14 protein-coding genes are annotated in these 13,300 nt (G+C 46.7%); 10 read left to right on the top strand and 4 right to left on the bottom strand.

Annotated elements, in window-relative coordinates; translation table 11 throughout:
- Window positions 1-11 precede the first annotated feature (11 nt).
- The 10 genes from MKY85_RS18850 (at window position 12) to MKY85_RS18805 (ending at window position 9,707) form a co-directional block, all read left to right on the top strand.
- Entirely contained in the window at window positions 12-542 is a 531-nt protein-coding gene (locus MKY85_RS18850; protein WP_339235134.1) for a DUF5590 domain-containing protein, read from the top strand.
- 300 nt (window positions 543-842) lie between these two features.
- Window positions 843-1,370, top strand: coding sequence for a hypothetical protein (locus tag MKY85_RS18845; protein ID WP_253438514.1), 528 nt, complete (start codon window positions 843-845; stop codon window positions 1,368-1,370).
- Window positions 1,363-2,865 carry an AAA family ATPase gene (locus MKY85_RS18840; RefSeq protein ID WP_339235130.1) on the top strand — a complete coding sequence of 501 codons (1,503 nt, stop codon included), beginning with the start codon at window positions 1,363-1,365 and terminating at the stop codon, window positions 2,863-2,865. Before MKY85_RS18845 ends, MKY85_RS18840 begins: the two co-directional genes overlap by 8 nt.
- A 133-nt stretch (window positions 2,866-2,998) precedes the next feature.
- The gene (locus MKY85_RS18835; protein ID WP_253438508.1) at window positions 2,999-3,871 is read left to right on the top strand and encodes a 3-hydroxyacyl-CoA dehydrogenase NAD-binding domain-containing protein; all 873 of its coding nucleotides are present in this window, start codon (window positions 2,999-3,001) and stop codon (window positions 3,869-3,871) included.
- Window positions 3,868-5,073, top strand: coding sequence for an acetate kinase (locus MKY85_RS18830; protein WP_339235126.1), 1,206 nt, complete (start codon window positions 3,868-3,870; stop codon window positions 5,071-5,073). The genes MKY85_RS18835 and MKY85_RS18830 overlap by 4 nt, the downstream gene beginning before the upstream one ends.
- A gap of 101 nt (window positions 5,074-5,174) precedes the next feature.
- The gene (gene asnS, locus MKY85_RS18825; RefSeq protein ID WP_017687752.1) at window positions 5,175-6,470 is read left to right on the top strand and encodes an asparagine--tRNA ligase; all 1,296 of its coding nucleotides are present in this window, start codon (window positions 5,175-5,177) and stop codon (window positions 6,468-6,470) included.
- A gap of 20 nt (window positions 6,471-6,490) precedes the next feature.
- The gene (locus tag MKY85_RS18820) at window positions 6,491-7,195 is read left to right on the top strand and encodes a DnaD domain-containing protein (protein ID WP_339256098.1); all 705 of its coding nucleotides are present in this window, start codon (window positions 6,491-6,493) and stop codon (window positions 7,193-7,195) included.
- Window positions 7,196-7,443: 248 nt separating this feature from the next.
- Complete coding sequence (locus tag MKY85_RS18815; protein WP_152416945.1) at window positions 7,444-7,944, top strand: sigma-70 family RNA polymerase sigma factor; 501 nt, start codon at window positions 7,444-7,446, stop codon at window positions 7,942-7,944.
- Window positions 7,937-8,389, top strand: coding sequence for a hypothetical protein (locus tag MKY85_RS18810; RefSeq protein ID WP_339235121.1), 453 nt, complete (start codon window positions 7,937-7,939; stop codon window positions 8,387-8,389). Before MKY85_RS18815 ends, MKY85_RS18810 begins: the two co-directional genes overlap by 8 nt.
- A gap of 37 nt (window positions 8,390-8,426) precedes the next feature.
- Window positions 8,427-9,707 carry a multi-tm2 domain protein gene (locus tag MKY85_RS18805; protein WP_342570534.1) on the top strand — a complete coding sequence of 427 codons (1,281 nt, stop codon included), beginning with the start codon at window positions 8,427-8,429 and terminating at the stop codon, window positions 9,705-9,707.
- Between the two features lie 151 nt (window positions 9,708-9,858).
- Here the strand turns inward: MKY85_RS18805 and MKY85_RS18800 are convergent, their stop codons facing one another.
- Genes MKY85_RS18800 through proC form a run of 4 tightly spaced genes read right to left on the bottom strand, consistent with a single transcriptional unit; the run spans window position 9,859 to window position 13,272 of the window.
- Window positions 9,859-10,512 carry a methylthioribulose 1-phosphate dehydratase gene (locus MKY85_RS18800; protein WP_339235115.1) on the bottom strand — a complete coding sequence of 218 codons (654 nt, stop codon included), beginning with the start codon at window positions 10,510-10,512 and terminating at the stop codon, window positions 9,859-9,861.
- 3 nt (window positions 10,513-10,515) lie between these two features.
- Window positions 10,516-11,193, bottom strand: a complete 678-nt coding sequence (locus tag MKY85_RS18795) for a 2-hydroxy-3-keto-5-methylthiopentenyl-1-phosphate phosphatase (protein WP_339235113.1) — start codon at window positions 11,191-11,193, stop codon at window positions 10,516-10,518.
- A complete protein-coding gene (locus tag MKY85_RS18790) occupies window positions 11,190-12,413 on the bottom strand; it encodes a 2,3-diketo-5-methylthiopentyl-1-phosphate enolase (RefSeq protein WP_339235110.1) in 1,224 nt (407 codons plus the stop codon). Before MKY85_RS18790 ends, MKY85_RS18795 begins: the two co-directional genes overlap by 4 nt.
- Window positions 12,406-13,272: a pyrroline-5-carboxylate reductase gene (gene proC / locus MKY85_RS18785; RefSeq protein ID WP_339235107.1), complete on the bottom strand. Its 867-nt coding sequence runs from the start codon at window positions 13,270-13,272 to the stop codon at window positions 12,406-12,408. The genes MKY85_RS18790 and proC overlap by 8 nt, the downstream gene beginning before the upstream one ends.
- Window positions 13,273-13,300: the final 28 nt, after the last annotated feature.

Genomic DNA, 13,300 nt, shown 5'->3' with positions numbered 1-13,300 from the left:
AAGTTCGGCTTTTGAAGAAAAAAAAGAAGTGGATATGGATTTCGCTGCTTGCACTGGTTCTGATTCTGTTTGGACTTCAGCGTTATTACGTGTATGTCACACAGGACCAGCGTAAGGAAGAAGCGCTCGCCATACAGGCAGCACAGGAGCAACTGGGCATTACATCTTATGATGAATTGCGTAAGTACATCTGGGGAGATAAAGAAGGCTCTGACAACATCTACTGGACCCTGCTCGGCAAAAACAAGGATAACCAGGATGTTATGGTCTGGGTTAAATTCGATGCAAACAATCAACCTGCTACAGGTGCTAACGCTATACACAGTGAACTGCTGCAGAATGGCATGTCCGAAGCACAGATACGCAATCGCTTTAGTTCCGAAGTTCCAGCCGGTGAGATTAAACGAATCATGCCCGGAGTTGTGAATGGAATATATGTGTGGCAAGTGTATTATAAAGACGGTACGCATAACCACTATCGGTTTTATCGTTTTAGCAATGGAGAACAGGTAGACTTGGTTTACACACTCCCGAACAGCTAGAACAAATAGAGTAACTTAGCTAGAGAATCATAGAAGTGAAAGAACCGGCAGACGGATATCCGACTGAACCGGTTCTTTGTGTTGCCTGTGAACAGTTTTGATTTAAATAGTTAAAATTAATAATTTATTCATATTTTCGCCTTCGAAATTGTATATACGATGTGATATACTCAGTTATGTACTCAAAGTTACATTCATAACAAATAAACCTGTCGAAATTCTCGCAGGAGTCAATGTGCACATATTCGTATATACCAATAGGCCAGTAAGTTAGGCCAAAATCTGGGAGGGGTAATTCACTTGAAGCTAAAAGTATTGCCTATTGCTTTAACTGCCGTCATTTCAGCCGTTGTGTTGTTTGGAGGTTGGTTTGTGTATCGTCAGGTGGCTCTGCAGAATCCGATTGAAAAGATGGTTACCCAGTACGATGGAGTCAATGACGTTCAATTAACTATTAACCGCAATGACGTACAATTGAAACTGGATCTGCAACCTGATGTTGATTTGGGCAGACTGGTACAATATATTCACAAAGAAGGACAGACCTTGATTGGAACTCGCTCATTAAAGTTGGATGTTGTAGATCATTCCAGTGAAGCACTGGAAAGCTGGTGGGGTGATGCGATGTTTACCGTAGCTCAGGCGATGGAGAACAAACAGTACACCGAGATCACACCAACATTGTCCAAGATGGCTACGAATGGAATAAAGGTAAATACAGCGATGGATGACAACAATGTATATGTTAGTCTCAGAGATGGAGATGCCAGCAAGTTTATTATTCTGCCGCGTGTGCCCGGTCAGATAGGAGTGTGGCCTAATGCCTAAGTGGACCAAAGAAATTGCCATTGGATTTGTCCCCGTGTTGATTATTTTTCTTGCTTTTACTGGTGTTAATATTGTTCCGATTCTAATTGCAGCGGTGTTTGTTGGAGCTTTGTTGTTCATGATGCAAATGCGTGGCGGGATTACCGTAGGCGCTGCACAGGAGCGTAAACGGAAGAAAAAAGGTCCTTCCAAGCTTACTTTTGAAGAAATTGGTGGTCAGGACAGTGCCAAGCAAGAATTGCGTGAAGCACTGGACTTTCTCATCAAACATGAAGAAATTCGCAAGTTCGGGATTCGCCCGTTAAAAGGGATCTTGCTGACAGGCCCTCCAGGGACAGGGAAAACGTTGATGGCCAAAGCGGCTGCGCATTACACCGATTCTGTTTTCGTTGCTGCATCGGGCAGTGAGTTTGTGGAAATGTATGTTGGTGTTGGTGCCAGCAGAATTCGGGATTTGTTCAAGGATGCGAGAACCCGTGCCACCAAGGAAAATAAAGAAAATGCTATTATATTTATCGATGAGATCGATGTCATCGGGGGGAAACGTGAAGGTGGACAACAGCGGGAGTATGATCAGACGCTGAACCAGCTCTTGACGGAAATGGATGGAATTTATTCTTCCGATACCCCAAGAATACTGGTTATTGCTGCAACAAACCGCAAGGAAATGCTGGATAGCGCCCTGACACGTCCAGGACGTTTTGACCGCCACATTCAAGTGGACTTGCCTGACAAGAAGGGTAGAAAGCATATTCTGGAATTGCATGCGGTGAATAAACCTCTGATGAAGGAAGTGAATCTGGAGAAGACTGCGGAAGAATCGTATGGTTTCTCCGGTGCGCAGCTTGAAAGTGTGATGAATGAAGCAGCGATATATGCCATGCGGGATGGGCTGTTACACATAGAACAACGGCACTTGTCTCTGGCTATTGATAAAGTTATGATGGGCGAGAAAACAGACCGTGAGTCCAGTGTGGAAGAGAAGAAAAGGGTTGCCATTCATGAATTGGGACACGCCATTATGGCTGAACTTGTTCGTCCGGGCAGTGTAAGCCAGGTGGCACTCAGTCCGCGTGGACAGGCGCTGGGATATGTGCGTCATAACCCGCAACAGGAACAGTTCCTTTATACGAAGCGTTTTCTTGAAGAGCAGATCATGATTGCACTTGGAGGAGCTGCTGCAGAGGAAATGTATTACGGTGGGCGTTCTACGGGTTCGCGCAATGACTTTGATCAAGCAACCAATGTCGTGCAAACGATGATGGCTTCCGGATTGACTTCTCTTGGGATTGTGAACATGGATATGGTTACCACCGAGGAGCTCATGCGAGAGAATAAATTAATATTGCAAGAACTCATGGAACAGACGAAGCGCTTACTTGAAGAGCAACGGACAATTTTCGACAATTCACTCGACATCCTGATTCGAGAGGAAGTTTTGTCCGGCGAACAATTTCGTTGTCAATTTCGTGACAGTGCCCGTTTACCAGCATAATTTCTTTATGCTGGTTATTTTTTTTTACATTTCACTCGTGCTAAGATATTATTATATGTTGGGTCGAAATTTGTAATTTTCGGCGAACAGGGTACAATAGAGAAATAGAGAACCGAAAGGATGGAGCAGAACCATGTTTTTCAAAAAAATAGGAGTTGTCGGCGGCGGTACGATGGGGCAAGGTATTTCCCAAATGCTCGCAGCCAAAGGACTTGATGTGCTTCTCGTGGAGCACACAACACAAAAACTGGATCATGCCTATGACATGATCGAAACGAACCTGGATAAACAACTGGAGAAATGGGCGATTACAAAAGCGGAGAAGAAATTGATTCTTTCCCGTATTACCAAGGTAGCTCATTTAGCTGAACTTGGAACTTGCGATATGGTCATTGAGACGATTTCAGAGGATCTGGATGCGAAAAAAGCAGTATTCAGCCAACTGGACCAAGTTTGCCCAAGCAATGTCATTCTGGCAAGTAATACATCCACGCTGAGTTTGACCGAGCTTGCAAGCTCGACCAAATACCCAGAGCGTGTTATTGGTATGCACTTTATTCACCCGGTATCCCGGGTTGATCTTGTAGAGATTATTCGTGGACTGAAAACGTCGGATTCAACATTCGAAGAGACCAGACGTTTTGTTGAAGAAGTGGCAGATAAAAAAGGAGTCATGATCTATGAATCACCTGGATTCGTAACTTCCCGCTTGATCTGTCTGTTGATTAACGAAGCGTTGCATGTATTACAGGAAGGTGTTGCATCTGCTGAAGATATCGATGATGCAATGCGTATCGGATACAACTTCCAACATGGACCACTCGAAATGGCTGACCGTTTCGGATTGGACTCTGTTGAAGCTGCACTCGAAAGAATGTTCCGTGAATTCGGAGAATTGAAATATCGTCCTTCTACGGTCCTGAAGAAAATGGTGCGTGCAGGACACCTGGGTGTCAAAACAGGCGAAGGATTCTTCAAGTACGACAAGGATGGTGACCGACTGTGAAAGTACTCGTAATTAATGCGGGGAGTTCCTCGCTCAAATATCAACTGTATAATATGACGGACGAATCTGTCCTGGCTAAAGGTCTAGTAGAGCGGATCGGAATGGATTCCTCCATTCTGACACACAAACCGACAGGCCGTGAGGATGTTACAGAAGTTAGTGAGATTCTGGAGCATACAACAGCAATCCGTAAAGTCATTGATATTTTGACTCATAAAGAAAATGGTGTACTGGATTCTGTAAATGAAATTCAAGCTGTTGGACACCGTGTTGTTCACGGTGGTGAAGCATTTAAAGAATCTGCATTGGTAGATGATGCTGCCAAAGCTGAAATTCGTCGTTTGTTCGACTTGGCTCCACTTCATAACCCTGCAGCAATGATGGGGATTCGTGCGGCTGAATTAAATATGCCAGGTGTGCCTCAGGTAATGGTCTTCGATACAGCGTTCCATCAAACGATGCCGGAAAAAGCATATCTGTATGCTATTCCGCGTGTACTTTACAAAAAATATAAAGTACGTCGCTACGGCGCACATGGTACTTCCCATGATTTCGTAAGCAAGGCAGCTGCTGAATATCTGGATCGTCCAGTGGAAGATCTGAAAATCATCACTTGTCACGTCGGTAACGGTGGTAGTGTAACAGCAGTTAAAGGTGGCGTATCCGTTGATACTTCGATGGGTATGACTCCACTAGAGGGACTGATGATGGGAACGCGTTCGGGTGACCTTGACCCAGCCATCGTACCTTATGTCATGAACAAGGAAGAACTGAGCGTAAGCGAAGTGAACTCCATGTTGAACAAACACAGTGGATTGCTTGCAATCTCCGGAATCAGCAGCGACATGCGTGAGATTACAGAAGGTATGGAGAATGGCGATGCGAACTCCACGCTCGCTTTTGAAATGTACGAATACCGTCTGCGTAAATACATCGGATCATATGCAGCTGCAATGAACGGTGTAGACGTGATTGTCTTCACAGCTGGTGTAGGTGAGAATTCCGTTGTTCTTCGCCAAAAAGTATGTGAGCAACTTACGTATCTTGGCGTTGAGCTGGACGAAGCCCTGAACGCAGTCCGTTCTGGTGAGCCGCGTCGCATCACAACAGCGAACTCGAAAGTGGATGTTCTCGTTGTTCCAACAAATGAAGAATTGGTCATTGCGCGCGATACGCATCGAATCGTATTGAATTCTAAGTAATCTAACTGTAAAGTAAATATAGAGTGGCAAGGAAGTGCAGAGGACAGGCAACAGCCTGTCCGCTGCATTTTCAAATTTCAGGAACCAAGGGGAGATATGGCATGAATACGAATTGTGTAATTCGTAATGTGAACGAGCATGTGGGCGAGACCGTAACGATCGGTGCCTGGATTAACAACAAACGTTCCAGCGGCAAAATTCAGTTTTTGCAGTTGCGTGATGGAACCGGATATATTCAAGGGGTTGTTGTAAAAAGTGAAGTTAGCGAAGAGATCTGGAACAATGCGAAGAGCCTGACTCAAGAAAGTTCTTTGTATGTTACAGGGATTATTCGTGAAGAACCTCGCAGTGCGTCCGGTTACGAGATGACTGTGACTGGGGTCGAAATTATACATCTGACTGAAAACTATCCAATCACGCCTAAAGAGCATGGTGTTGATTTCTTGATGGACCATCGTCATCTGTGGCTCCGTTCTACGAAGCAACGTGCGGTTATGGTGATTCGTGCAGAGATTATTCGTGCTGTTCAGCAGTTCTTTGATGGTAACGGATTCACACAAGTTGATCCTCCGATTTTGACACCGTCGTCTGCGGAAGGAACGACAAACCTGTTCCACATCAAATACTTTGATGAAGATGCTTATCTGACGCAAAGTGGTCAATTGTATATGGAAGCAGCAGCTATGGCGCTGGGCAAAGTATATTCCTTTGGTCCTACATTCCGTGCTGAGAAATCCAAAACACGTCGCCATCTGATTGAATTCTGGATGATTGAGCCGGAAATGGCATTTGTAGATCACGAGGAAAGTCTGCGCGTACAAGAGAAATTTATCGCTCATGTTGTTCAATCCGTGGTGAAAAACTGCCGTGCAGAACTGGAATCCATCGGTCGTGATGTATCCAAACTCGAAGGCATCGTAGCGCCATTCCCGCGAATTACGTATGATGAAGCGATTGAATTCCTGCATGGACAAGGCTTTGATATTCCTTGGGGAGAAGACTTCGGTGCACCGCACGAAACAGCCATTGCCGAGAAGTACAATACACCAGTCTTTATCACGCATTACCCTGCAGGAATCAAAGCTTTCTATATGAAACCAGATCCAAATCGTCCAGAAGTTGTTCTTTGTGCTGATATGATTGCACCTGAAGGCTACGGAGAGATTATTGGCGGTTCTCAGCGTATTGATGATCCGGAATTGATGCAACAACGTTTTGAGGAGCACAATCTCTCGGATGAAGCTTACCAATGGTACCTGGATTTACGTAAATACGGATCGGTTCCTCACTCCGGTTTCGGTCTGGGATTGGAGCGGACGGTAGCATGGATCTGTGGATTGGATCATGTGCGTGAAACAATCGCATTCCCACGTATGCTCTATCGTCTGTACCCTTAATGCTTAACCGAGGACCGTCTATGGAAGATACCACATCCAAAGCCTGGTTGGATGGGGCAGCTTATGGCATGACTTCGGGCACAGCCCATCTGCCTTATGCCTTGTTACGTTATTATCACCAGCTTGGCCTATCAGATGCAGAAGTGCTTCTTCTGATTCAACTCCTAGGGTTCCGTCAGGCGGAGTTCAATGAGTTTCCGACGCTTGAAGAGCTTGCGGGGCGTATGGGACTTGCACCTGAAGGCATTGCCAGAATGTTGCAACGTCTGATGAGGGATGGATATATCGCTATTGACGAGCATCGTGACGAGGAACATGACATCCAGTACGAACGATATGACTTACATGGACTCTATGCCAAGCTTGCAAAGTGCACTGCGGAAGAAGTAGCCGCATTGCGTGCGGAGCAGCTGAGCAGCAGTGCAGCACGCCAAGATTCGAACAGTGTTCAAAAAGAAGAGGAAGAACGGAACATGTTCTCCATCTTTGAAAAAGAATTTGGACGTCCGCTCTCTCCAATGGAGTGTGAGACGATATCCAGCTGGTTGGATCAGGACCGTTACCAAGAGGAATTGATTCTAATGGCTCTGAAGGAAGCGGTTTTTGCAGGTAAAGTACATTTCCGGTATATCGATCGAATACTGCTTGAGTGGAGCCGTAATCGTGTCAAGACCGTTCAAGATGCGAAGGCATACACGCAGCGGTTTCGTAATGGTGGACGTTAATTCAGGTGTGGGCAAGAACAAGAGACAGGCCAGAAGTCATTCTGTGCCTGTCTTTTTTTGAATTATGAATTGGGTGAGTGATCAGCGACATCGACCTTTCAGGCAATGATTTCACTTTGTTATACAAAAATTTGATGGATCACGCAGGGGTAAACACACAAGCTGTCGTCTATTGTATTGGAGAGGAGGGGAGAGTTATTGATGAAGCGCGCGTAATCGAACAAATCCGTCAAGGAGATACATCGCAGATGCGTACTCTGATTGATAAGTATAGCCAGCATGTATACCATGTTGCCTATTCCGTACTCAGGAACGATCAGGAAGCACAGGATGCAGCTCAGGAGGCGTTCATACAGATGTATAAGTCTCTCCCCGACTACCGTTCCGAAGGTTTCAAAACGTGGTTAACCCGAATTGCCTTTCACAAAGCGATTGATGCCAAACGTAAGCTGGGCAGACGAACGGCCGAGGATCTGGGTGGAGAAGAAAAAATAATAAACATGCCCGGACGGGATGAAGACGTTCTTACCCGTCTCGTTCGTGAGGAACGTCAGGACAAACTTCGCGAACGGATCAATCAGTTGCCTGCTCAGCACCGTGACATTATCACTGCGTATTATCTAAGCGAAAAAAATTATGAGCAGATTGCCAGCGATGCACAGGTGGCTGTGAAAACTGTGGAATCCCGCTTGTATCGTGCCCGGCAGTGGATTCGAAAACATTGGAAGGAGGATGAATGGCGTGAGTAAACAGGAAAAGTATACCGCTGAGCAATGGACGGATTATATTGAAGGCTATATGAGTGAAACTCAAGCGAGTCGAATGGAGCAGCTTCTGATGGAAGACCCGGATGCGATGGACAGCTATCTGGAAGCACTCGGCATCCATGGAGAACTGCCCTCGTTGCCTGACCCGACAGGGTTTGCAGATTCAGTCATGCATCGGATTGAGGGGATTCACTCCTCCAAGGCACAACGCAAATCCCGTGCTGGACGAAACCGGCGCTGGCTTGAACATAAAGTGTTCCATTACGCGGTAGCGGCCTGTTTGACATTGATCTTCCTCTCGTCTGGACTTTTTGACAAGGTAGCACCTTATCACAAGTTTCAGGATGGCGACCACAGAGGGTCTTTTACGGAGAAATGGACGGAGGCAGCCACTTCATGGCTGGATAACCTCAAGCCTAAACCATAAATGGTTTCACATTGCCTGAAAAGAAAGGATGACGACTGTGCACTCAGATCGTAATAAATTACTCGCATTTCTATTAAACCTGATACCCGGTCTTGGTTTTATGTATTGGGGTAGGCCGGCAAGAGCTGTAATCTATCCATTGCTTTTTTTTGGAACAGCTGTTGGTTCATTCATGCTGGCAATGCTGCTTGCTGAACATGATTTATTGATTATTGGTGCCATTTTTTCGGCTTTCTTCTGGGGGATCAGTATGCTAGACATGATTATTGTTCTGCTCCGTGCACCTATTGCCCGGGATGCTCACTACAGGGGATACGCGGCGCACTATGGGCCACAACAAGGAGCAGCATACCAGGGAGCATACATGGGTCAACAAGGGCCTATGGAACCTGAAGATGAGCAGCATCAGCATCCAGGTAGTGAATATAGTCACCATGAGGGTGGATATGGTCAGCCCATGTATCAAAAAGGCAGTGAGGGTGAACGATTCTTCACCATTTTACTTTCATTTGTTCCTGGATTGGGACATCTTCATCTGGGATTGTTGCATCGCGGGTTGTCCTTCCTGATGGCGTTTTTTGGTTCCTTTGCCATGATGGTGTTTGTAGCTTCAATCACCAATGAATCGGTGTTTTTAATGTTCTTGCTCATTCTGCCTGTAATATGGGTATACTGCATGTTTGATGCGGTGCAGCATGTCCACCGTAAGCAGGCTGGAGAGGTACTGCAGGATCGGACGTTATTCGAAGAATTGGAGATGGGCAGAGTAGCTGGACGACGCAGTAAAGTGCTGGCAACCCTTTTATCTGCTTTTCCAGGTGCGGGTCATCTATATCTGGGTTTGCAAAAAAGAGGCATGCAATTGATGTTCCTATTCCTGGGCAGCATTTATGTTCTGGACCTGCTACACCTATCCGTGTTCCTTTTCATGATACCGTTAATCTGGTTCTACAGCTTCTTTGACGGGCTACAGTGTTCCAGCCGCTATGGACGCGAGCCATTGATCGATCAGCCGATCTTCAAGGATTGGGCCCGCCATCAGCGACTGATTGGATTCGGGATTGCCGCGCTGGGTCTATATTACCTGACGATCCGTCTTGTCATTCCACAGCTGAATGAGCTCTTCCCTAATGCATTTATGACGTATGAGATTCGTTCCTATTTGAACACCGTTATTGTTTCCTTGCTGCTCATTTTTGGCGGCTTGAAGCTGCTGTTCGGCAAGCAACGGGGAACAGGCACCAATCATGCGGTTCATCGGAATGACGAAGAAGTGGATAGCCTCTTTTTATTCAAGGATCGGAATGATCGGCTGTAAGTTGTAATCGAAGTGGATCAAAGATGATTTTACTGACGCTGCGATGACAAAGGAATTTTCTATTCCATATCATCCCACAACATAGAAACACGCCAAGGACTGTGAAAATTCAGCCTTTGGCGTGTTTTTTAGATTTCAAGATGAATGATTGCTATTTCGTAGCACCCTTCAGCAGAAGTTGACGGTACATCACTTCGAATAGGAATTCGAAAGCTTCCAGGTGACGTTTTGCTTCAAAAGCATCTTTGCCCCACGCATATATGCCATGATTACGAAGCAAGATTCCTGGCACATTGGCATCCAGAACATCCGGCACCAACTTAGCAATGGATGGGATGTCGGCAAAGTTAGGCAAGACAGGGACACGAATCTCGGCATTTTCTTCCCAGATGTTGAAAGCCTTAATCAGTTCGATGCCCTGAATCGGCACTTGACCCTCTGCTCCAAAGAATTCACTAATCAGATTGTTAAACACGGTATGCACGTGGAATACAGCACCGCAGCCGGTCAAACGATAGATTTCGCAGTGAATCAACGTCTCGGCACTTGGTTTCAACGTTGTTGTCTCAATTGCTTTGCCATGTTTGTCCACAAAAAGGAAGTCTTCCGGTGTGCGAAGAGATTTGTCTTTGCCAGAGGCGGTAACCGCAAAATAAAATTGCTCCGGGTCAAAATCTCCTACACGCATCGACAAGTTACCACTTGTACCCGGGAACCAGTTACGGCTGGCGAACAACGCTTTAATATCAGCCAGTTCTTCAAGGACCTGACGTTTGTGTTCCAATGTAATCTTTTCAAAGCCCATCGTTTACAGCACTCCTTGTGTTTGCTTCTGTTTCATATCTTCGATGATATCGTAAAAGGTAGCGAATGGCACATGGTCCACACCAAGTTCAATACATTTATCCGTCAAAATGGAGCGGGAGTAGACGAGATCGGCAATCTTTGCACCCTCAAAATCTGTCAGACTGTCTCCAATGAGGATTCGATTGTATTGTTCTGCCGGGAATGTACGAATCACGGTCGTTTTACACATTCCGCAACCGTTCTCACAAGGAGGCTGGCAGGGATGCGGCCATTCAATCCGGATGGTTTCACCGGAGAAGTCAGCGCCGTTACAATAGACATGATCCTGCGGGATATCGAAGGGCGCGAGTAAGGGTTCGATAAAGAAGTCCATACCACCGCTGGTTACATTGAATTCAATCCCTTCGCCGCGAACATAGTCAAGAAATTCGCTGAACCCTTCACGGATGCCGGCTTGTCCAAGTACGAATTCGACAATTTCATCTTTTTGCGATGCAGGCAACAGAGCGAACATGGCTCCAACCCCTTCACGCAGCGAGATGTTCTGCTCAATCGTATCTTTCATAATTGCTTCAATGCCCTCAGGCTTGAAATGTTTCATAATCGCGACAATATTGTCCGAGAGGGTAATTGTACCGTCAAAGTCACAGAAGATGACGGTTTTTTTATCACTTCTCATCGTTCGCCACCCCACAGGTCCAGTGCGCTTTTCAGTTCTGGATGATCGATTGCATATTCAGCGAGTGGAATGGAACGCTGAGCCGCCTCAATCGCTTGCAGGAATGCACGTCCGCCTGCTTCAGTTCCCATAGGATGCCCATGAATACCACCACCAGCATTAACGATAACATCTGTCCCAAAGTCTCGCAAAATAAGCGGTACTAGGCCTGGATGGATACCGGCTGATGGTACTGGCATACTGGATCTTACAGGCAGATCAGCTGTCAGTAATTGTTCTGTGATTGCCATATTTTCTTCCTTCGGCATCGTTACCGATCCATAAGGAGAAGGGAAGAGCACCAGATCGGCACCCGCAAGACGCATCAACTGGCCAAGTACAACCGAAGCCGAGATGCCGTAATGTGGTGAAGGATACAATGCTCCTGCAAGTGCAGGGTGAGCCATAATTGGCACATTAATATCAGGATCACTGCTGAGTTCATGCAGGACATCATACCCGTAGGACAACACGTTGAACAACAAGGCATTGGCTCCAGCACCGATGGCACGTTCAGCCTGCTCTTTCAGACGAGATGTAGGTCCTGTGAGATTGGTTGCATACAGTAGCTTCTTGCCTGTCTCTTGGCGTGCCTGTTCGGCAGCTTTGATGCAGACCTCGACTCTTTTTTCGATAGGTGTTAATTTGTTCTCGAACAGAATTTCATCGTCTTTGATCAGATCCACGCCACCAAGTGCCTGACGGATAAACTGTTCACGCAGTTCATCAGCGTTCAGCCCGATGACGGATTTGAAGATACTCATTAACAACGGACGATCATGTACACCAAGCAGATCACGAACACCATTCAGTCCAAACTTGGGTCCCGGGAATGCACGGAGGAAGCCATCCGAGAAACCAAGCTTTGTCAATTTGATTCGGCCATCCATTGAGATTTTGCCAAAGACCGTTACGAGCAGGGCAGGGATATCACGGCTAAAGTTGATATCAGGATAGCCGATGGTAATGTCAGCGTAACGCTCACCCGCAGCCATTCCATCAGCTTCATGTACTTCTACGCTTATGACTTCACCCAGATGCTTCTGCATCGCTTCACGTTGAGCTTGTGGTAACTCCGTCCAGCTGCCCACGGTCATGCCGATCGCGATGGACTCGGCCTTCTTGCGGAAGTCTGCATGATCATCATGCAGACGATATGTGGCTGTGCACATGTTATTCATTTTTTAAATCCCCTTCCAAAGCAGCTCCCATCTCCCGTGAGCGCTCTGCACAGCGGTTGACGGCTGCGATTACATTTTCAAAGAAATCACCTTCGTCCAGCGTCTTCAGTGCTGCTTGTGTTGCCCCTCCCGGGGATGTCACATCACTGCGAAGCTTCATCGGCTCCATACCGGTTTGCTGTACCATGCGTGACGCGCCGAGCACCGTCTGAACAGTGAGATCACGAGATTGCTGACTGGATAAGCCACCACGAATGCCCGCGGCAATCATGGCCTCCATTAAATAGTATACATAAGCAGGGCCGCTTCCGGAAATCCCAGTGAGTACTTCGAGTTTATCCTCAGGTACAATGGTTACGATTCCGACCGCTTCAAACATGGTCATCACCGTACTGCGCTGCTCATCCGTAATTTCCGCAGAGAAGGCAAGTCCGGTTGCACCAAGCCCGATGGTACTGGATGTATTCGGCATGGTTCTGGCAATAGGCTGTTTACGTCCAAGCAAGGATTGCATCGTGCGGATCGATAATCCGGCAATGACAGACACGATCAATTGATCAGGTGATAACAGCGGACCCAGTTCGCGCAGCGCTGCGGCAGCATCTTTGGGTTTCATACAGAGTACAATGACCGGAGTGGAAGCGAGATGATCCAAGGATTGCGAGGCAGTTCCGGTATGTACAGCATAACGGGTGCTGAGCTCCTCCTGACGTTTCTGGTTGCTGCGGTTCAGCATCGTAATATCCTGAGGACGAACGACAAGGCGGGAGATGAGTCCGCGCACGATGGCTTCCGCCATCGCGCCTGCTCCGTGGAAAGTAATCTTCTGTTGTAGTAACGTCTGTTGCTCTTGACTCATATTAATCGTTCCTCCTATATAACTGGTG

It is taken from the genome of Paenibacillus sp. FSL R5-0749 (assembly GCF_038595085.1).
Taxonomy (GTDB): domain Bacteria; phylum Bacillota; class Bacilli; order Paenibacillales; family Paenibacillaceae; genus Paenibacillus.
This window is presented reverse-complemented; position numbering and strand designations above follow the sequence as displayed.